This is a genomic window from Citrobacter sp. S55_ASV_140, from assembly GCF_018919505.1.
Lineage (GTDB): Bacteria > Pseudomonadota > Gammaproteobacteria > Enterobacterales > Enterobacteriaceae > Citrobacter > Citrobacter werkmanii.
In genome coordinates, this window is sequence record NZ_JAHLQZ010000026.1 from 1 (window position 1) to 21,182 (window position 21,182).

Annotated in this window: 18 protein-coding genes; 13 read left to right on the plus strand and 5 right to left on the minus strand. The window is 51.5% G+C overall.

Annotation, left to right across the window (positions count from 1 at the left end; genetic code table 11):
- The first annotated feature begins 205 nt into the window (after window positions 1-205).
- Window positions 206-1,678 carry a PLP-dependent aminotransferase family protein gene (locus KQJ18_RS06660; RefSeq protein WP_038642037.1) on the plus strand — a complete coding sequence of 491 codons (1,473 nt, stop codon included), beginning with the start codon at window positions 206-208 and terminating at the stop codon, window positions 1,676-1,678.
- 45 nt (window positions 1,679-1,723) lie between these two features.
- Here the strand turns inward: KQJ18_RS06660 and uxuA are convergent, their stop codons facing one another.
- A complete protein-coding gene (gene uxuA, locus KQJ18_RS06665; protein WP_038642040.1) occupies window positions 1,724-2,914 on the minus strand; it encodes a mannonate dehydratase in 1,191 nt (396 codons plus the stop codon).
- Between the two features lie 202 nt (window positions 2,915-3,116).
- Here uxuA and KQJ18_RS06670 point away from each other — a divergent pair, with 202 nt between their 5' ends.
- The 9 genes from KQJ18_RS06670 (at window position 3,117) to yejF (ending at window position 14,774) form a co-directional block, all read left to right on the plus strand.
- Window positions 3,117-4,583, plus strand: coding sequence for a mannitol dehydrogenase family protein (locus tag KQJ18_RS06670; protein ID WP_085047862.1), 1,467 nt, complete (start codon window positions 3,117-3,119; stop codon window positions 4,581-4,583).
- A 119-nt stretch (window positions 4,584-4,702) separates the two neighbouring features.
- The gene (locus KQJ18_RS06675; RefSeq protein WP_204525280.1) at window positions 4,703-5,689 is read left to right on the plus strand and encodes a GTP-binding protein; all 987 of its coding nucleotides are present in this window, start codon (window positions 4,703-4,705) and stop codon (window positions 5,687-5,689) included.
- Window positions 5,690-5,723: 34 nt separating this feature from the next.
- Entirely contained in the window at window positions 5,724-6,437 is a 714-nt protein-coding gene (locus KQJ18_RS06680) for a phosphatase PAP2 family protein (RefSeq protein ID WP_069323433.1), read from the plus strand.
- 413 nt (window positions 6,438-6,850) lie between these two features.
- Window positions 6,851-7,420, plus strand: coding sequence for a bifunctional murein DD-endopeptidase/murein LD-carboxypeptidase (gene mepS / locus KQJ18_RS06685; RefSeq protein ID WP_003027474.1), 570 nt, complete (start codon window positions 6,851-6,853; stop codon window positions 7,418-7,420).
- A gap of 168 nt (window positions 7,421-7,588) precedes the next feature.
- Window positions 7,589-9,148: a cyclic di-GMP phosphodiesterase gene (locus tag KQJ18_RS06690; protein ID WP_069323432.1), complete on the plus strand. Its 1,560-nt coding sequence runs from the start codon at window positions 7,589-7,591 to the stop codon at window positions 9,146-9,148.
- Between the two features lie 100 nt (window positions 9,149-9,248).
- The gene (locus KQJ18_RS06695; RefSeq protein ID WP_069323431.1) at window positions 9,249-11,063 is read left to right on the plus strand and encodes an extracellular solute-binding protein; all 1,815 of its coding nucleotides are present in this window, start codon (window positions 9,249-9,251) and stop codon (window positions 11,061-11,063) included.
- Window positions 11,064-12,158 carry a microcin C ABC transporter permease YejB gene (locus KQJ18_RS06700; RefSeq protein ID WP_038642053.1) on the plus strand — a complete coding sequence of 365 codons (1,095 nt, stop codon included), beginning with the start codon at window positions 11,064-11,066 and terminating at the stop codon, window positions 12,156-12,158.
- Window positions 12,158-13,183, plus strand: a complete 1,026-nt coding sequence (locus KQJ18_RS06705; RefSeq protein ID WP_061382084.1) for an ABC transporter permease — start codon at window positions 12,158-12,160, stop codon at window positions 13,181-13,183. The genes KQJ18_RS06700 and KQJ18_RS06705 overlap by 1 nt, the downstream gene beginning before the upstream one ends.
- Before the next feature lies 1 nt (window position 13,184).
- The gene (gene yejF / locus KQJ18_RS06710) at window positions 13,185-14,774 is read left to right on the plus strand and encodes a microcin C ABC transporter ATP-binding protein YejF (protein ID WP_087857387.1); all 1,590 of its coding nucleotides are present in this window, start codon (window positions 13,185-13,187) and stop codon (window positions 14,772-14,774) included.
- A gap of 3 nt (window positions 14,775-14,777) precedes the next feature.
- Here the strand turns inward: yejF and KQJ18_RS06715 are convergent, their stop codons facing one another.
- The 3 genes from KQJ18_RS06715 to rsuA form a co-directional block, all read right to left on the minus strand.
- A complete protein-coding gene (locus KQJ18_RS06715) occupies window positions 14,778-15,122 on the minus strand; it encodes a YejG family protein (RefSeq protein ID WP_029139605.1) in 345 nt (114 codons plus the stop codon).
- A 334-nt stretch (window positions 15,123-15,456) separates the two neighbouring features.
- Window positions 15,457-16,647, minus strand: coding sequence for a Bcr/CflA family multidrug efflux MFS transporter (locus KQJ18_RS06720; RefSeq protein ID WP_042307254.1), 1,191 nt, complete (start codon window positions 16,645-16,647; stop codon window positions 15,457-15,459).
- Window positions 16,648-16,662: 15 nt separating this feature from the next.
- Window positions 16,663-17,370, minus strand: a complete 708-nt coding sequence (rsuA, locus tag KQJ18_RS06725) for a 16S rRNA pseudouridine(516) synthase RsuA (protein WP_061382086.1) — start codon at window positions 17,368-17,370, stop codon at window positions 16,663-16,665.
- Window positions 17,371-17,521: 151 nt separating this feature from the next.
- Between rsuA and KQJ18_RS06730 the strand changes: the two genes are divergently transcribed.
- Together KQJ18_RS06730 and rplY are read left to right on the plus strand one after the other, a co-directional pair.
- Complete coding sequence (locus tag KQJ18_RS06730) at window positions 17,522-19,282, plus strand: DEAD/DEAH box helicase (protein WP_085048254.1); 1,761 nt, start codon at window positions 17,522-17,524, stop codon at window positions 19,280-19,282.
- 124 nt (window positions 19,283-19,406) lie between these two features.
- Window positions 19,407-19,691, plus strand: a complete 285-nt coding sequence (gene rplY / locus KQJ18_RS06735) for a 50S ribosomal protein L25 (protein WP_006683755.1) — start codon at window positions 19,407-19,409, stop codon at window positions 19,689-19,691.
- 100 nt (window positions 19,692-19,791) lie between these two features.
- On the opposite strand, the gene yejK is transcribed toward rplY, so the two are convergent.
- A complete protein-coding gene (gene yejK, locus KQJ18_RS06740) occupies window positions 19,792-20,799 on the minus strand; it encodes a nucleoid-associated protein YejK (protein WP_006683753.1) in 1,008 nt (335 codons plus the stop codon).
- A gap of 134 nt (window positions 20,800-20,933) precedes the next feature.
- Between yejK and KQJ18_RS06745 the strand changes: the two genes are divergently transcribed.
- A complete protein-coding gene (locus KQJ18_RS06745; RefSeq protein WP_003027506.1) occupies window positions 20,934-21,161 on the plus strand; it encodes a YejL family protein in 228 nt (75 codons plus the stop codon).
- Window positions 21,162-21,182: the final 21 nt, after the last annotated feature.

Consider the following 21,182-nt stretch of genomic DNA (forward strand, 5'->3'; position numbering starts at 1 on the left):
CGAATGCGCACCACAGTGCGTTCTTTCTTATCCACGACATGCTTGCCTCCATTTTTTTAATAGCGACACGCTAAGCGATCATAAAAATCAAAAATAGAGACAGTAAAAGCAGCTTATAGGAACAGCATCTACTCTATGAGGTGCATCAAAACGTAAAGAAGAGAAGCTCGTAATATAGTGCGTATATATACATAAGGAATTCCTCATGCTAACACTGACTCTCGATCGAGAAAGCCGTACCCCGCTGCAATTGCAGATATTTCAATTTTATTTCCAGGCCATTCAGCGCGGTGATTTGCTTTGTGGAGATAAACTTCCCTCTATTCGCGAGCAGGCACAGGTATTAAACGTTGCCAAAATAACGGTCGTGATGGCCTATGATAAGCTCATGGCCGCGGGATTAATTAAGAGTCGACAAGGTATCGGCTACGAGGTCATCTTCACCACACCTGTACGCACAACGCCAGCAATCGTGCCCGTCGCGCAGGGTTCCCCGCCGATGAAACCTAAAGCGGCTGGGATCCCCACCGATGTTTATGCAGAGCCTGGGCGAGAGTGCTATTGCCAAATGAGCGTTCCCGATCCCAATGCTTTTCCCTGGTCAAGCTGGCGCAAATGGAATAACGCCCCCAGCGTCCTCAAGGAACAATTATTCACCCGATATCATTCACCAAATGGATTATTTTCACTGCGTGAACAATTGGTCAGATACCTTAATTTATCTCGCGGTATTAATACTCGAGCAGAGAACATCATTATTACTAACGGGATTCAGGAAGGACTGTCACTGCTCAGTCAACTCTTTATTAACCATCATACTTTCAGTCAGCAAAAAAAGTGCCATATTGTAACCGAGTCCCCTTGTTATTCGGGGGCCTGGCATCTGTTTAATTATTACGGCGCAGACATTACGCCAATTGCTGTCGATAACCACGGACTGCAAACAGATAATTTACCGGAATATGCTACCCAGCTTTGTTATGTTACTCCAGCGCATCAGTATCCGCTGGGTAGCGTCCTGTCACTGGAGCGGCGTCAGGCATTATTAACATGGGCGCAGCGCGTCGGCGCTTACATTATTGAAGACGATTACGATGCCGTTTTTACCTATGGAGAAAATCCCCTTCCCGCGCTGAAAGCCATGGATTATCACAACCGGGTTATCTATATAGGGACATTTTCCAAAACATTGGGACCAGGAGGACGTCTTGGCTATCTCATTTGCCCTGACGAACTGCTTCCGGCCGTACAGAATATGAAAGCGCTCAACAACAACGGGAGCCAGTGGTTGTTGCAGCAATTTTTGGCCGAATTAATGCAAAATCAGGTGTTTTATACGCATATCAGCAAGCTGGCCTGCAATTATGCGGCACGTCTTACGCTATTACGCGACGGCCTATCCGCACTGTTTCCCGAAGGGAAAATCGCTGGCGCAACGGCAGGTCTGCACCTCTCATTACGCATTGCCTGGTCCCCCGAAATTATCGCCAGGCTACAACAACGCTGCCTGCTGGCCGGGATTCGTTTCGATACGTTGCCAGATATAGAGAATGGCTCAGAAGCCGCATGGCGTGAAGAGAACAGCGACGCAGTTATGTTTTTTGGATTTGGTGGATTGCAGTTACAGCAGATAAAAAGAGTCCTGGCGGTACTGGAGCAGGCGCTATCGCAGCCTTAATGGATTACAGGGATCGAGCCTGCCGCTCAATCCCTGTTGTTCGCCTTACAGCAGATCGCGGAACTGTGTTTGTTTCAGCGCCAGCTCAACGCCACGGACTTCCGCCAGTCCTTTCAGACGACCAATCGCAGAGTAGCCCGGGTTGGTTTTTTTATGCAAATCATCAAGCATCTGGTGCCCGTGATCGGGGCGCATCGGGATTGGACGCAGATCGCCCGCCTTTTTACGACGCTGCTCTTCGCTCAGAATCGCCGCCACCACCGATACCATATCCACATCGCCCTGCAAATGCGCACCTTCGTGGAAGGTTTTCGGGTTATCTTCACGGCAAGTTGAACGCAGATGCGTGAAGTGAATACGATCGCCAAAGGTTTCAATCATTTTCACCAGATCGTTATCGGCGCGTACGCCGTAGGAGCCGGTGCACATGGTGAAACCGTTATTGATGCTGTCGACGGTGTCTTTCAGCCACTGCATATCTTCGATGGTCGAAACGATGCGCGGCAGGCCAAGGATCGGACGCGGCGGATCGTCCGGGTGTACGGCCAGACGCACGCCGACTTCTTCTGCCACTGGCACTATCGCCCGCAGGAATACCGCCATGTTATTGCGCAAGTCGTCTTTGCTGATGCCGTCATATTCAGCAAGGCGCGCACGGAACTGATCCAGGGTATACCCCTCTTCGGCACCGGGCAGACCTGCGATGATATTGCGCGTCAGTTTTTCAATATCGGCCTCGCTCATGGCATTGAAATAGTCCAGCGCCTGGCGTTGTTCTTCCGGAGTGTAATCCGCTTCAGCCCCCGAACGTTTGAGGATATGCAGCTCAAAAGCAGCAAAAGCGATCTGGTCAAAACGCAGCGCTTTGGAGCCGTCCGGCAACTGATACTCGAGGTCAGTACGCGTCCAGTCGAGGATCGGCATGAAGTTATAGCACACGGTATCGATGCCGCAGGTCGCCAGATTACGGATACTCTGCTGATAGTTAGCAATCCACGTTTGATACTGACCAGAGTGCGTTTTGATATCTTCGTGGACGGGGATACTTTCCACCACTGACCAGGTCAGCCCTTTTTCAGCCAGAATAGCCTGCCGCTTTTTAATCTCTTCTACCGGCCAGACTTCACCGTTGGCAATGTGGTGCAAGGCGGTCACAACACCCGTTGCGCCAGCCTGACGCACATCATCAAGCGATACTGGATCGTTAGGTCCGTACCAACGCCAGGTTTGTTCCATGGTTTCACCTCACAAGTTGTTATACCAAATTAGACTCACTTAATGACGACTACCATACAGGCATCTGGGCGAGGATCAACGAATCCGCAATGATTGGTTGATCCAGCTCACATTACCCGGATAAATGAGGCACACCAATTCAATTTGCTGTCATATAACTTTATACTGCCATTGTTAATTAATGGTTAATCAGGTGTATTGAATGAAAACTATTGCCTCAGTGCCGCTCGCGAAAAATGTCATGATGCCGCAGTACGATCGCCAACAATTAAAAACGCGGATTGTGCATTTTGGTTTCGGTGCTTTTCACCGCGCCCATCAGGCATTACTGACCGATCGGGTACTGAATGCACAGGGTGGGGACTGGGGAATTTGTGAGATAAGTCTGTTCAGCGGCGATCGACTAATGAGTCAGCTTCGCGAGCAGGATCATTTATTTACCGTGTTAGAAAAAGGGGCGAATGGCAACCAACCGATTGTTATCGGCTCCGTCAAAGAATGTCTGAACGCCACGCTGGATTCGCTGGCGGCCATTATCGAAAAATTCTGTGAACCTCAGGTGGCGATTGTCTCGTTAACGATTACGGAAAAAGGCTACTGCATCGATCCGGCAACAGGCTCGCTGGATCTTTCTCATCCACGCATTATTCATGATCTACAGACTCCGGCTGAGCCACATTCCGCACCCGGCATTATTGTTGAAGCGTTGCACCGCCGACGTGAACGCGGGCTGCAGCCTTTTACCGTCCTCTCCTGCGATAATATCCCGGATAATGGCCATGTGGTAAAAAACGCCGTACTGGGAATGGCGGAGAAACGCTCACCTGAGCTGGCCCACTGGATCCAGGAACATGTCAGCTTCCCGGGTACCATGGTGGACAGGATTGTTCCTGCCGCCACCGAAGAGTCACTGGCTGAAATCGCCCGCGAGTTGGGGGTGGCCGATCCCTGCGCAATCAGCTGTGAGCCCTTTATTCAGTGGGTGATTGAAGACAATTTTGTGTGTGGTCGTCCGCAGTGGGAAACCGCCGGCGTACAAATGGTTGAAAACGTTCTGCCGTGGGAACAAATGAAATTGCGGATGCTGAACGGTAGTCATTCGTTTCTCGCGTATCTCGGCTATCTGGCCGGGTTTCAGCACATCAGCGACTGCATGCAGGACAGCGCTTTTCGTGAAGCCGCCTACCGTCTGATGCTCAACGAACAGGCGCCTACCCTGCAAATCACCGATGTTGATTTAGACCAGTATGCCGCTAGCCTGCTGGAACGCTTTGCCAACCCGGCGTTGAAGCATAAAACCTGGCAAATCGCGATGGATGGTAGCCAAAAATTACCCCAGCGTATGCTGGAAGGGATCCGCGTACATTTAGCACGGCGCAGCGAGTGGCCGCTGCTGGCACTCGGCGTCGCAGGCTGGATGCGTTACGTAAGCGGAGTGGATGATTCAGGTGCGGCCATTGATATTCGTGATCCATTGAGCGAGAAAATCAGCGCGCTTGTGAAGCAGAGTACAGACTCAGAACGCGTCAGCGCCCTGCTTTCTCTGCATGAGATTTTCGCCACCGATCTGGTACAGAATCCGCAGTTTGTTGCGGCTATTCAGCTCGCCTGGCAGCGTATTGCCCAATATGGTGCGCATCAGGCTGTCATTGAAACGTTAAAAAGTTAACGATTTCTGCCATTAATCAGGACGAAGCGCGTCTTCGTCCTCTCACCCCTTCTCTTTTTCCCCGTTTTTCGCCAGGATTGTTAAATGCCATTACGGCAATTTATGATTCTGGAGTAAATGTGACTAAAACCAATCTCATCACCGGTTTTCTCGGCAGTGGCAAAAGCACCTCTATTCTTCATTTATTGGCAAACAAAGATCCCGCAGAGAAGTGGGCCGTACTGGTCAATGAGTTTGGTGAAGTCGGTATTGATGGCGCCCTCTTAGCCGACAGCGGCGCATTGCTAAAAGAGATCCCCGGCGGCTGTATGTGCTGTGTTAACGGTCTGCCAATGCAGGTTGGCCTCAATACATTGTTGCGTCAGGGAAAACCTGACCGACTGCTCATTGAACCTACCGGTCTCGGACATCCCAAACAGATTCTGGATTTACTTACCGCTCCGGTTTACGAACCGTGGATCGATTTGCGCGCGACCCTTTGTATTCTTGATCCTCGCCAGCTACTGGATGAAAAAAGCGTCGCCAATGACAATTTCCGCGATCAACTGGCTGCCGCCGATATCATCGTCGCCAACAAAGCCGACCGCGCCACAACGGAAAGCGAAAACGCCCTGCAAACCTGGTGGCAGCACTATGGCGGCAATCGTCAGTTGGTTCATGCCGATCATGGAAATATTGCCGGTCAATTACTGGATTTGCCCCGACTAAACCTGGCGCAGCTTCCCGCAAGCGCTGAGCACGCCCATAGTCATGCTGACAAGAAAGGGCTGGCGGCGTTAAGTTTGCCCGCACAACAGCGTTGGCGTCGCAGCCTAAACAGCGGTCAGGGTCATCAGGCCTGCGGCTGGATCTTTGACGCCGATACGGTGTTCGATACCATCGGCCTGCTGGAATGGTCGCGCCTTGCACCCGTAGGGCGTGTAAAAGGTGTAATGCGTATCAAAGAGGGGCTGGTGCGCATTAACCGTCAGGGAGACGACTGGCATATTGAGACGCAAAACGTCGCTCCGCCGGATAGCCGTATTGAACTCATCTCCGATACCGACACCGACTGGAATACGTTACAGAGCGCATTGTTGAGACTTCGTTTAGACGGTAGCGCGTAAGGTTGCCTTCGTTTTATAGCAATGGTAAACGACGATGAAAACCCGATACCCTCTTATTATACTGCTCAATATTGCAGGTATAGCGCTGTTTCTGTCCTGGTATATTCCCGCCGGGCACGGGTTCTGGTCCTCACTGGATACGGGCGTCTTCCGTTTCTTCAATCAGAAGCTGGTTGAAAGCCCGCTGTTTCTGTGGATTGTTGCGATCACCAATAACCGGGCATTTGATGGCTGCTCGTTGTTGGCTATGGGCGCACTGATGCTGCACTTTTGGCTGAAGGATACGGCGGAAGGTCGCCGGCGTATTGTGGCTATTGGTCTGGTGATGCTGCTCACCGCAGTGGTATTAAATCAGTTGGGCCAGGCGCTTATTCCGGTTAAACGCGCCAGCCCTACTCTGATGCTGGATAATATTTATCGCGTCAGCGAACTGCTGCATATTCCAACCAAAGATGCCTCCAGAGACAGTTTTCCTGGCGATCACGGCATGATGCTGCTTATTTTTTCCGCATTTATGCTGCGTTATTTCGGAAAAGTTGCAGGCATAATCGGCCTTATTATCGCTGTGGTTTTTGCTTTTCCACGCGTAATGATCGGCGCTCACTGGCTCACCGATATCGTGGTCGGCTCCATGACGGTTGTGCTGATTGGCTTACCCTGGTGGCTAATGACGCCATTAAGCGATCGTCTGGTCACGCTGTTTGTGAATTATCTGCCCGGCAAAAACAAACAATTTTCAAACAAATAACGCAAAACAATTAACATCATCAGGGAAACTTCTGATTCCCTGATGATCACGACCGATATTCCATCATTCTGATTGTCATTCTCCTGTCATCTTATTCATGTTTAGAATGAATGGCTTGCATATTTTTTACGCTAATTGTTCTTAATTTAGCCAATGCCGTTTATTCACTTTCTGTATCAATTTTTCTTATAAGAAATCACATAAAATCTCTCGCAATGACTGGGGCGATCGGGTAACCTCGAACTCGTTTTGCCTCGCGGGACAATTATTCCCTTTCTGAATAAATTTGTGCGTTCTGCCACAGATTTGACCTTAAGGAATTGTCTCATCGTGCGATGGTAATTAGTCTCGTCACGTTTGGCATTTTTTATAACGATATTTATCGTTAAGGACTTCAAGGGAAAACAAACAAAATGGTCAAATCTCAACCGATTTTGAGATATATCTTGCGGGGCATACCCGCGATAGCAGTTGCGGTTCTGCTTTCCGCATGTAGTACCACGAACACCGCCAGGAATATGCATTCTGAGACGCATGCTGTGGGCAATGGAGATAACTCTTCACTGCAAGCCTCTCAGGATGAATTTGAAAATATGGTCCGTAATATCGATGTTAAATCACGTATTATGGATCAGTATGCTGACTGGAAAGGCGTGCGTTACCGCCTTGGCGGCAGCACCAAAAAAGGTATTGATTGCTCCAGCTTCGTACAGCGTACGTTCCGTGAGCAGTTTGGTTTAGAGCTTCCGCGCTCAACCTACGAACAACAGGAAACGGGTAAATCCGTTTCGCGTACTAATCTGCGCACAGGCGATCTGGTTCTGTTCCGTGCTGGCTCCACAGGCCGCCACGTCGGTATCTATATCGGCAACAACCAGTTTGTTCATGCCTCGACCAGCAGTGGCGTTATCATTTCCAGCATGAACGAGCCTTACTGGAAAAAACGTTACAACGAAGCTCGCCGGGTTCTGAGCCGCAGTTAATTTCGTTTGGCAGCTATCCCTTGGCTATCCTGATGAGACATATCAAAAGCACTGCTTCGGCGGTGCTTTTTTGTTTCGCCTCTCGACTAAGAAAAATCTCACAGCATGGACCATTTCAGGTTATATTCATACAGAATAAGCGGTTACTACAGGTAAACATAAGGAACTATGTTCAGACGCAGCTCTTCATCCGGTCGGAAAATCCTGCTTTCCTGTATGTTAACGGGGCTTATCGTCGCATTGCTCGTGAGTACCCTGCAATTTTTGGTTACCTGGCATAAGCGAGAGGTTAAGTACGAAACGCTGCTTGCCGATATCCAGAATTATGTCAGTAGTTACTTTGCAGATCTCAAAACCACCACAGATGCGCTTCAACCCCTGCTGGAAAAGAACTGCCAGCAAGTCGCTGCAAAACTTACCTCCAGTGCGGCTTTTAACCTCAACGTTCGCGCTTTTTTGCTGGTAAAAGACGGTATTGCTTTTTGCTCCTCCGCAACAGGCGCAATGAACGCCCCCATTTTGTCGCTGATCCCGAAGCTGAATATCAACAAAGATGTTGATGTGGAAATACTTTCCGGGACGCCCATGATGCCGGATAAGCCAGCGATAATGATTTGGCACCGCAATCCCTCGTTCCATAACAGCGGTGTATTTTCTTCATTGAATATCAACCTGGCGCCCTATCTGCTTTATACCGCCCGCGAGGATAATTTTAATGGTATTGCCGTTATTGCTGGCGACACGGCTATTTCAACATTTTCATCCCGAATTATGGACGTCTCTGCGCTGCCTAACACGCCATGGCGCCAGGCGACGCTTAAAGAGGTACCGCTGAAGATTCGTTTGTATGCGCAAGAGTGGACGTACAACGACATCTGGTACGCGATTATGTTGGGATGTATGGCCGGGATTATCACCGGGGTTCTCCTCTGGTATTACATCTTCACTGTCCGGTTACGCCCTGGTAAAGATATCCTCCACGCCATCAAACATAATCAATTTTATGTGGTGTACCAGCCCGTCGTAGAGATGCAAACGCTGGAGGTAAAAGGTGTTGAGGTGTTATTACGTTGGCATCATCCATCAACGGGTGAGATCCCACCGGATGCCTTCATTCATTATGCAGAATCGCAGAAAATGATTGTCCCGCTGACCCAACATCTCTTTAAGTTGATAGCGCAGGACGCCCCGACGCTGCAAAAAGTGTTTCCTGCTGGCGCCAAACTGGGAATTAACATCGCACCAACGCACCTGCACGGCGAGAGTTTTAAAGATGACATCCGACGGCTGCGCGCCTCGCTTCCCGCGAACCATTTTCAGTTAGTGCTGGAAATCACTGAACGCGATATGCTTAATCAACACGAGGCGACACAGCTATTTGAATGGCTACACTCTGTTGGCTTTGAAATTGCTATTGATGATTTCGGCACTGGTCATAGCGCGCTTATCTATCTGGAACGCTTCACCGTTGACTACCTGAAAATCGATCGTGGGTTTATTAACGCCATCGGCACAGAAACCCTGACCTCTCCGGTTCTGGACGCCGTGTTGACACTCTCTAAGCGTCTTAATATGCTGACGGTTGCTGAAGGGGTAGAAACACCTGAGCAAGCTCGTTGGCTGCGCGATCGTGGAGTACATTTTTTCCAGGGATACTGGATTAGCCGACCGTTAAAGCTTGCTGATTTCGTGCGTTGGATGGCGCAGCCCAATAAGCCAACGTGGTGATCGCAGTTTGCGATTCATATACTCTTACTCGCCGCCACACCCCTTATCTCTCAGGCATGATGCCCGTCGGGTTGTGACAGGAAAAGGAAAGCGCTTTTATATGATCCCTCGCCTACTGCTGCTGTTTATCGCCCTCATCGGGTTTAGCGTTCAGGCGCAATCCATCAAAGAAAGCTATGCGTTTGCCGTACTGGGCGAACCGAAGTACGCGTTTAACTTTAACCACTTTGATTACGTTAACCCAGCCGCGCCCAAAGGCGGGCAAATCACCCTCTCCGCGATTGGTACGTTCGATAACTTCAACCGCTATGCAATGCGTGGCAATCCCGGCGCGCGCACCGAAACGCTGTACGATACGCTTTTTACCACCTCTGACGACGAGCCTGGCAGCTATTACCCGCTCATTGCCGACAGCGCGCGCTATGCTGACGACTATTCCTGGGTAGAAATCGCCATTAATCCACGGGCGCGTTTTCACGATGGCTCCCCCATTACCGCCAGCGATGTCGCCTTCACCTTTCACAAATTTATGACTGAAGGCGTGCCGCAGTTTCGCCTCGTCTACAAAGGCACAACGGTAAAAGCCATTGCACCGTTAACCGTGCGTATTGAATTAGCCAAACCGGGCAAAGAGGATATGCTCAGCCTGTTTTCATTACCCGTGATGCCTGAGAAATACTGGAAGGATCATAAACTCAGCGATCCCTTATCTTCCCCACCGCTTGCCAGCGGCCCGTACCGTATCACCCAGTGGAAAATGGGCCAGTATATTGTCTATTCGCGTGTCAAAGATTATTGGGCCGCGAACCTGCCCGTTAACCGCGGGCGCTGGAACTTTGATACCATCCGCTACGATTACTATCTTGATGACAACGTCGCCTTTGAAGCGTTTAAGGCCGGGGCGTTTGATCTGCGTCTGGAGAACGATGCCAAAAACTGGGCGACACGTTATACCGGCAAAAATTTCGCAAATCATTACATCATCAAAGATGAGCAGAAAAACGAATCCGCACAGGATACGCGTTGGCTGGCCTTTAATATTCAGCGTCCGGTATTCAGCGATCGACGCGTACGTGAAGCCATCACGCTGGCCTTTGATTTTGAATGGATGAATAAAGCCCTGTTCTATAACGCCTGGAGCCGGACAAACAGCTATTTTCAGAATACCGAGTATGCCGCAAAAAATTACCCCGATGCGGATGAACTGGTGATACTCGCGCCATTGAAAAAAGATCTCCCCCCTGAGGTCTTCAGCCAAATTTATCAGCCGCCGAAATCAACAGGTGATGGCTACGATCGTGATAACTTATTGAAAGCCAATACCTTACTGGAACAGGCTGGCTGGATACTAAAGGGACAGCAGCGCGTGAACAGCGTCAGCGGTAAACCCCTGAGCTTCGAACTGTTGCTCCCGGCGGGCAGTAACAGCCAGTGGGTACTGCCGTTCCAGCACAACCTGCAGCGCTTAGGCATCACCATGAACATCCGCCAGGTTGATAATTCGCAAATCACGAACCGCCTGCGCAGTCGCGACTATGACATGATGCCGAGGTTGTATCGCGCGATGCCGTGGCCGAGTTCGGACCTGCAAATTCTGTGGGCCTCTGAATACATTGATTCCAGCTACAATGCGCCCGGCGTGCAAAGCCCGGTGATTGATAAATTGATCAATCAAATCATCGCGGCGCAAGGTGATAAAGCCAAACTGATCCCGCTGGGACGGGCGCTGGACAGGGTATTAACCTGGAACTACTACATGTTGCCGATGTGGTACATGGCCGAGGATCGTATCGCCTGGTGGGACAAATTTTCACATCCTGCTATTCGCCCAATTTACACCATCGGCCTCGACAACTGGTGGTATGACGTCAACAAAGCGGCGAAGCTACCCGCAGCCAGACGACAGGGAGAGTAAATGGGCGCTTATCTAATTCGACGTCTGCTGCTGGTGATCCCGACGCTCTGGGCCATCATCACCATCAACTTTTTTATCGTGCAAATTGCCCCCGGCGGTCCGGTTGAGCAGGCCGTCGCCGCTATTGAGTTCGGGCAAAGTGGCGCCTTACCCGGCGCGGGCAGCGAAGGCGTTCGCGCCAGCCACGCGCAAACCGGCGTGGGTAACATCAGCGACAGCAATTATCGCGGAGGCCGCGGTCTTGACCCGGAAGTGATTGCAGAAATCACCCGCCGCTACGGGTTCGATAAACCTATTCATGAGCGTTACTTCAAAATGCTCTGGGACTACATTCGTTTCGATTTCGGCGACAGCCTGTTTCGTAGCGCTTCGGTGCTGACGCTTATCAAAGACAGCCTGCCCGTTTCCGTCACGCTGGGGCTGTGGAGTACGCTCATCATTTATCTGGTGTCGATCCCGCTAGGTATCCGTAAAGCGGTACACAATGGCAGTCGATTCGATGTGTGGAGCAGCGCATTCATTATTATCGGCTATGCCATCCCGGCATTTCTGTTTGCGATTTTGCTGATCGTCTTTTTTGCCGGGGGAAGCTACTACGATCTGTTCCCGCTGCGCGGGCTGGTTTCCGCCAACTTTGATTCTCTGCCCTGGTATCAAAAAATAACCGACTATCTGTGGCATATTACCCTGCCGGTGCTGGCGACGGTGGTTGGCGGGTTTGCCGCGCTGACCATGCTGACTAAAAACTCATTTCTGGATGAAGTCCGCAAACAGTATGTCGTTACCGCGCGAGCCAAAGGGGTAAGCGAGAAAAATATTCTATGGAAACATGTGTTTCGCAACGCGATGTTACTGGTGATAGCAGGTTTCCCGGCAACGTTTATCAGCATGTTTTTTACCGGCTCGCTGCTGATTGAAGTCATGTTCTCGCTTAACGGACTGGGGTTACTGGGGTATGAATCCACCGTATCACGCGACTACCCGGTGATGTTTGGCACGCTCTATATCTTCACCCTGATCGGACTGCTGCTGAATATTCTCAGTGATATCAGCTATACGCTGGTCGATCCCCGTATTGATTTTGAGGGACGCTAATGTCGCGATTAAGCCCCGTCAATCAGGCCCGCTGGGCGCGTTTTCGTCATAACCGCCGCGGCTACTGGTCGCTGTGGATTTTTCTGGTGTTGTTTGGCCTTAGCCTGTGTTCCGAACTGATTGCCAACGATAAGCCGCTGCTGGTGCGCTATGACAGCAGTTGGTATTTCCCTCTGTTCAAAAACTACAGTGAAAGCGACTTTGGCGGACCACTGGCGACCAAAGCTGATTATCAGGATCCCTGGCTACAGCAGCGCCTGGAGAAGCAGGGCTGGATCCTGTGGGCGCCCGTACGCTTTGGGGCCACCAGCATTAACTTTGCCACCGATAAGCCCTTCCCTTCCCCACCTTCTGCGCAAAACTGGCTGGGGACGGACGCCAACGGCGGCGACGTGCTGGCGCGTATCCTCTACGGCACGCGTATCTCGGTCCTGTTTGGTTTAATGCTGACCCTGTGTTCCAGCGTGATGGGTATCATGGCTGGCGCTATTCAGGGCTATTATGGCGGCAAGGTGGACCTGTGGGGACAGCGATTCATTGAGGTTTGGTCTGGTATGCCAACGCTGTTTCTGATCATTCTGCTGTCGAGCGTGGTCCAGCCCAACTTCTGGTGGCTGCTGGGCATTACCGTGCTGTTTGGCTGGATGAGTCTGGTTGGCGTGGTGCGTGCGGAATTTTTACGTACCCGAAACTTTGATTACATTCGTGCCGCGCAGGCGCTCGGCGTGAGCGATCGCAGTATTATTCTGCGTCATATGCTACCCAACGCGATGGTCGCCGCCCTGACTTTTTTACCGTTTATATTATGCGCCTCGATAACCACCCTGACCTCGCTGGATTTCCTCGGATTCGGCTTACCGCTTGGCTCGCCATCGTTGGGAGAACTCCTGTTACAAGGTAAAAATAACCTGCAGGCGCCGTGGCTTGGGATCACTGCGTTCATCTCCGTTGCCCTGCTTTTATCGCTACTGATCTTTATTGGTGAAGCGGTACGCGACGCGTTTGATCCCAATAAGGCGATTTAAAATGACACAACCTCTGTTAGCTATTGAGAATTTATCGGTAGGTTTTCGCCACCAGGAGAGTGTGCGCACCGTGGTCAACACTCTCTCATTGCGGGTTGATGCCGGGCAAACGCTGGCGCTGGTGGGCGAATCTGGCTCAGGGAAAAGTGTGACCGCGCTTTCTATTCTGCGCTTATTACCGTCCCCTCCTGCGGTCTATCTTGCCGGTGATATTCGTTTCCATGGTGAATCATTGCTTCACGCCGACGAGCAGACGCTTCGCGGCGTACGAGGGAACAAAATCGCCATGATTTTCCAGGAGCCGATGGTGTCACTGAACCCGCTTCACAACCTGGAAAAACAGCTTTACGAGGTGCTATCGCTGCATCGGGGAATGCGTCGCGAGGCCGCCCGGGCAGAGATTCTAACCTGTCTGGACCGCGTCGGGATCCGTCAGGCGGCCAAACGTCTCGCAGATTACCCGCACCAGTTGTCCGGCGGTGAGCGCCAACGAGTGATGATCGCCATGGCGCTGCTAACGCGGCCAGAACTGCTGATTGCCGATGAACCCACCACCGCGCTGGATGTCTCCGTCCAGGCGCAGATCCTGCAACTGCTGCGGGAGTTACAGCGAGAGCTGAACATGGGATTACTGTTCATCACCCATAACCTCAGCATTGTGAAAAAGCTGGCCGATACCGTGGCGGTCATGCAAAACGGCCTGTGCGTTGAGCAAAATCGTGCCGCACAACTGCTCTCTGCGCCCTCGCATCCGTACACGCAGAAATTGTTAAACAGCGAACCTTCCGGTGACCCGGTCCCCTTACCTGTAGGGCAAGCTCCCTTGCTGGAAGTGGAAAAACTCCGCGTCGCCTTCCCTGTCCGCAAAGGCATTCTGAAGCGCGTAGTAGACCATAACGTCGTGGTCAACGACGTCAGTTTTTCCCTGCGGCCCGGTGAAACGCTGGGGCTGGTCGGTGAGTCAGGTTCCGGGAAAAGCACCACCGGGCTGGCGCTACTGAGGCTAATCACATCGCAGGGGAGTATTGTGTTCGATGGCCAGGCGTTGCATACCTTAAATCGTCGCCAGCTGTTACCCGTACGTCACCGCATTCAGGTGGTATTTCAGGATCCTAACTCCTCGCTAAACCCACGTTTAAGCGTGCTACAAATTATTGAGGAGGGACTACGCGTTCATCAACCGACACTTACTGCCGAACAACGTGAAGCGCAGGTGAAAGCGGTCATGACGGAAGTGGGGCTGGATAGCGAAACGCGACATCGTTATCCCGCAGAGTTTTCCGGTGGTCAACGTCAACGCATAGCCATTGCCCGGGCGTTGATTCTAAAACCTTCGCTGATCATTCTGGATGAGCCGACATCCTCACTCGACAGGACCGTACAGGCGCAAATCCTGATGTTGTTAAAGTCCTTACAGGAAAAGCATCGTCTGGCCTATATTTTTATCAGCCATGATTTGCATGTCGTACGCGCGTTGTGCCATCAGGTTATTGTGCTAAGGCAGGGAGAAGTTGTGGAACAGGGGCAATGCGAGCACGTATTCAACGCGCCACAACAGGCCTATACGCGTCAGCTGCTCGCGCTAAGCTGACGCTCAAAACGGATTGTTATTTGAAAAAGGTTCTGCGATTGCCACGCCGAAATTTTTCAGTCTGCAGGTCGCAGCAAACTCATCCTGACGATTCACAAACAGGCACGGCTCCCCTTCGCATTCCAGAACGGAACAAGGAACCTCAATGTCACTGAGGGCCTGGCTGAGTTTATGCATGACTGACCACGCGCTATCACCATCCGGGCTGAGCAATTTGAGCGCCACCAGGCTGTTCTCATTGCTCTGGCCGTTTTGCGGAATCGGTTCAACTTTCGAACCTGCGAAACCCACCGACCAACGATAGCACTGCGGCAGACGATGAACGATTGAGAGTTGTAATGTCATCACTTTCTTTCCCTGGAAGCACAATCACTTCACAATTATTTTACATCAATATTAACACATCATTGACAAAACGTCTTTAAACAGTTGGTAAACGTTTACACCCATGTCCATATGCTGCTTTCCGAACCAGGTATTTAAATTTATTCAATGGTTCTGGCAAATTTCCGGGCTATATGTACTCGTTTCTGCGATCTAACTCAACCTTTTTAACTACAATGATGTGACTTTTTACATAAATTGATTTTACATAAAATAAACATAAGCAGGAGAATTGATAGATTTGCGGTTGATATACATCAACTCTGGAGGCCTTATGACCTCCAGGTTGTGTATTAGATCACCGTTTTTTAGCGCGACTGGCGTAGAGATAGAAGAGAATAGAGCTGGTGGCGCAAAACGCTATCGACCAAATCATCGGCCAGGCCGAGTTAAAAGTCGCCAGTGACAACAGTGCCCCAACAATAGCGCCAATGCCAAATCTGAACGTCCCCGCCAAAGATGATGCCGTTCCCGCCATGTGCGGGAATTCATCCAGGATGACCGCCATCGCGTTAGATGACACCATCGACACGCAGCCGACAAATGCCGCCACGCCCACCACCAGCGCCCAAAAACCTACCCCGAATAGCGCACTGAAAACCATCCAGCCCGCCATCACAAACTGGATCCACAGCCCCGCACGGAACATATTCAATGCCCCAACCCGGCGAACAAAGCGGCTGTTGATGATGGTCATCACGAACAGGAAAACAATATTCAGCGCGAAGTAGTAACCGAAATGCTGCGGTGAAACATGGTTAATCTCAATGTAGACAAAAGGCCCGGCGCTAAGGAAAGAAAACATTCCGGCAAAGCTGAACCCGCTGGCCAGCATATAGCTCAGTACGCGCTTATGACGAAACAACGAGGCAAAGTTGCCAAGAGTAGTGCGCAAGCGAAACGGCTGGCGACGCTCTACGGGCAATGTTTCTTTGATCAGCGTAAAGATCATCACTGAAGCCAGAATAGCCGCCACGGCGAGGATCCAAAAGATATAGTGCCAGCTCAGCCATACCAGCACCCAGCCGCCCACAATGGGCGCCAGCAATGGCGCTATCGTGGTGACCAACATGACGAATGACATCATGCGCGAGAACTCTTCCTTCGGATAGATATCGCGCATCAGGGCGTTGATAACCACGCTCGCCGCCGCAGCCGCCAGACCATGGAAGAAACGCATTATGATCAGTTGATCGATAGTTTGCGCCAGCGCACAAGCAACTGCCGCCGCCGCAAACACCAGCGTTCCGCCCAGTATTACCGGCTTACGCCCAATGCTGTCTGCCATTGGACCATACAGCAACTGCCCCACCGCAAAACCTAAAATATAGGTACTGAGGGTCATCTGCGCGCTACCGGCAGGCACACCAAACTGTTCAGAGATAACAGGCAGCGCCGGAAGATACATATCAATCGACAACGGCATCAGCATGGCTAACAAGCCAAGGATAAAGACAATGGCAATTGACGAGTTCTGCCGGGTGGTCACATTTAGCTCCTGAGATTAACGCGGGGTTAAGTTAACGCTGGCAATTTCTTCTTCAGTTAATGGACGGTATTCGCCAGGCTCAAGGTCATCATCAAGCTTAATGGCGCCGATCCGTTCACGGTGCAGTTCTACAACGTGGTTCCCCACGGCGGCGAACATGCGTTTCACCTGATGATAGCGCCCTTCGCTTATGGTCAATCGCACCTGAGTTGGCGTAATGACTTCCAGCACGGCCGGCTTTGTCAGGTCTTTTTCGTTATGCAGTTGTACGCCACGGGCAAACTGCTCGGCGGTATCATCCGCCACCGGCGATTCCAGCGTCACCAGATAGGTTTTCTCACAATGGTGACGTGGCGAAGTGATGCGATGCGACCACTGTCCGTCATCGGTCATCAGCACCAGTCCGGTGGTGTCGATATCCAGACGGCCTGCCGCATGTAATTTGTGTGCGACGGGTTCATCGAGGAAATAAAGAACCGTCGGGTGATCCGGATCATCCGTTGAACAAACATAGCCCTGCGGCTTATTCAGCATAAAATAGCGCGGGCCATTCTGTTGAATCAGGGAATTGCCGTCATATTCGACGTCATGTTCTGGCAGCAGCTTAAAGGCGCTATTTCTGACGATTTCACCGTCGACGGTAACGCGGTTAGCACGGATCTCACGCCCGGCAATAGCGCGGCTGACGCCGAGTTGCTGAGCGATAAATTTATCAAGTCGCATGAGTGTGATTTTTGCCTGTAAAAATACGAGAATCGGGTTTGCGCCCGAAAAGTGGGACTGTTATCCGCCCAGTATAGCGGCGTTACACCATCCCTCAAGGGAAATGATTCATGGCATACTATTCATTGTTACTGTTTACCTTAGTGAGCCCATGATTTTTACTCTTCGCCCGTACCAACAAGAAGCCGTGGACGCCACGCTCAACCATTTTCGCCACCACCGCACGCCGGCGGTTATCGTCCTGCCAACCGGCGCGGGCAAAAGCCTGGTGATAGCGGAACTGGCCCGCGTGGCGCGTGGTCGCGTGCTGGTACTGGCGCACGTCAAAGAGCTGGTCGCGCAAAACCACGCCAAATATTGCGCGTTGGGGCTGGAGGCCGATATTTTTGCCGCCGGGCTGAAGCGTAAAGAGAGCCACGGAAAAGTGGTATTTGGCAGCGTACAATCGGTGGCGCGTAATCTGGATGCCTTTCAGGGAGAGTTTTCCCTGCTGATCGTCGATGAATGTCACCGCATCGGTGATGATGAAGAGAGTCAGTATCAGCAAATCCTCACTCACCTGACCAACGTCAATCCCCACTTACGCCTGCTGGGGCTTACCGCCACGCCTTTTCGTCTGGGTAAAGGCTGGATTTACCACTTTCATTATCACGGAATGGTGCGCGGCGATGAAAAAGCGCTGTTTCGCGACTGCATTTATGAATTACCGCTGCGCTATATGATTAAACACGGCTACCTGACGCCGCCGGAACGCCTCGACATGCCGGTCGTGCAGTATGACTTCAGCCGCCTGCAGGCACAAAGTAACGGCCTGTTCAGCGAGGCGGACCTTAATCGGGAATTAAAAAAGCAGCAGCGAATCACGCCGCATATCATCAGCCAGATTATTGAGTTTGCCCAGACGCGCAAAGGGGTGATGATTTTCGCCGCCACCGTTGAACACGCCAAAGAAATTCTGGGCCTGCTGCCTGCTGACGATGCCGCGCTTATTACCGGAGATACGCCAGGCGCGGAGCGTGACGTACTGATTGAAGAGTTTAAAGCCCAGCGCTTTCGCTATCTGGTGAATGTGTCGGTCCTGACTACCGGCTTCGATGCCCCACACGTCGACCTTATCGCCATTCTGCGCCCGACGGAATCAGTCAGCCTGTACCAACAAATTGTTGGTCGCGGACTGCGCCTGGCCCCTGGTAAAACCGACTGTCTGATCCTCGATTACGCGGGTAATCCCCACGATCTGTACGCCCCGGAAGTGGGTGCGCCGAAGGGAAAAAGCGACAACGTGCCGGTACAGGTGTTCTGCCCTGCCTGCGGATTTGCCAACACCTTCTGGGGTAAAACAACGGCTGACGGCACGCTGATTGAACATTTTGGTCGCCGCTGCCAGGGATGGTTTGAAGATGATGACGGTCATCGCGAACAGTGCGACTTCCGTTTCCGTTTTAAAAATTGCCCGCAGTGCAACGCGGAAAATGACATTGCCGCCCGCCGCTGCCGTGAATGCGATACGGTGCTGGTCGACCCGGATGATATGCTGAAAGCGGCGTTGAGGCTAAAAGATGCGCTGGTCCTGCGCTGTAGCGGTATGGTGTTACAAAATGGCCAGGATGAAAAAGGCGAATGGCTAAAAATCACCTATTACGATGAAGACGGGGCCGACGTCAGCGAACGCTTTCGTCTACACACTCCCGCGCAGCGTACGGCATTCGAACAACTGTTTATTCGCCCGCACACCCGTACCCCCGGTATTCCCTTACGCTGGATAACCGCCGCCGATATCCTCGCCCAGCAGGCGCTGTTACGCCATCCTGATTTCGTGGTTGCGCGCATGAAAGGTCAGTACTGGCAGGTGCGTGAAAAGGTCTTCGATTATGAAGGTCGCTTTCGCCGGGCACATGAATTACGCGGTTAATTGTACTTTTGATTGATGTACCAGCCGTTTGAGTATAGAATCTCGCCCGCTTTTGCATACGCAAAGCAGATCACTTACCTGTTGCTGGGTCGCCTGTAGCAGGAATTATTAAAGAGAGATTTAAATGTTTACTATCAACGCTGAAGTACGTAAAGAGCAGGGTAAGGGTGCGAGCCGCCGCCTGCGTGCCGCTAACAAGTTCCCGGCAATCATCTACGGTGGCGCAGAAGCCCCGATTGCTATCGAACTGGATCACGATGCAGTTATGAACATGCAAGCTAAAGCTGAATTCTACAGCGAAGTTCTGACCATCGTTGTTGACGGTAAAGAAGTTAAAGTTAAAGCTCAGGCTGTACAGCGTCACGCTTTCAAGCCGAAGCTGACTCACATCGACTTCGTTCGCGCGTAATCGCCTGGACGTTGAAGAAAACCCCGCCTCGGCGGGGTTTTTTTATGGAGTTTATCCGTGGGCCGGATAGGGCTTTACGCAGCCATCCGGCATTAACGGTTTACTTCCCGCCCGACGTGCGGCGCTGGAGCTGGTCGCGCAGGTTCGGCGGCGTACCTTTGATGGTCAGGGTATCTGTAGCCGGATCCCAGAAAATACGCTCGCCCAGCAGCATGGCGTCAAAATTAATGGTTAACCCACCGCCGCTGCCGGCAAATTTGGTTAATTGGCGCAACGTACTGCGATCCGCCGGGAAGCTCTCTTCCAGCTCATAGCCTTTATCAGCAGCGAATTCGCTGAAGCTGACTTCACTGACGCCGGAAAGCTCTTTAGACAGCGACTCCAGCTCAATCTCTTCACCGGCCTGTAGCTGCTCGTTGCAGTAGCTGTACACCTGCTGCCGCACGTTCTGGCGCTCGGCTTTATCCAGTTGCGCCTCATTGGTGAAGTCATCAACCGCCTGCAGCAGACCGCGGTTTTGCGCTTTGGCGTTCAGACCTTCGCTGGCGCCGAGAAAGTCCATGAAGAAATCGGCGACTTTGCGCCCTACCCGCCCTTTCAGGAACGTCAGATAGCGTGTGGACTCCGGATTGGTTTCCCACTCGGTTAAATCAATACGCGCCACGATGTCCGCATGATTGATATCCAGATAGTGCGTCGGATTGATATCCAGATTTTCATTGACGCGCATGCTGCTTAAATTGTTCAGTACGGCCACCAACAGATACTCTACCGCCAGATAGCGGTAATGGCAGAACAAGACAATACCACCATCGGCAAAAGGATATTTCGCCAGCTCGTCCCGCAAACGCCCTGTCGCGGCACGGCTAAAGGCCAGAAAATCCTCTTCACCCTGACGCTGTAAACGTAGCGTTTGCGCCAGCTCGCTCTCTTCGCTGAACAGGCCATAGGCTTTATTCTTGGCGCTATACACCCGATGCAGTTCAGCCATCATATCGACAACGGTCGCTGTCGGTTCCAGTAATGAATCGCGCAAGACCAGCTCAAGGTTTTGCTCATCACGTTTGATAAGCTGGTGCAGGGCAATCTGGTTGATATCCAGACTCATGATAAACTCTCCTTTTAGACCGGGCGGTATTCAACCACCTGCCGGGCAGTGACGCAATAGAAGATAAAAAAGCAGAAAAAAAACTGTCCGTACGGTAATATGTTGCCCTTTCATGAACAGACTGATTTCGATTTATGCCACAAATTTCCCGCTATAGTGACGAACACGTTGAACAACTGCTGAATGAGATGCTCAACGTACTGGAAAAACATAAGGCGCCGACCGATCTTTCCCTAATGGTACTGGGAAACATGGTGACTAACCTTATCAATACAAGCATCGCACCGGCCCAGCGCCAGGCGATTGCCAACTCTTTTGCCCGCGCATTACAGTCTTCGGTAAACGACGACCAAGCGCATTAAGAGCCTGATCCGGGGAAACGA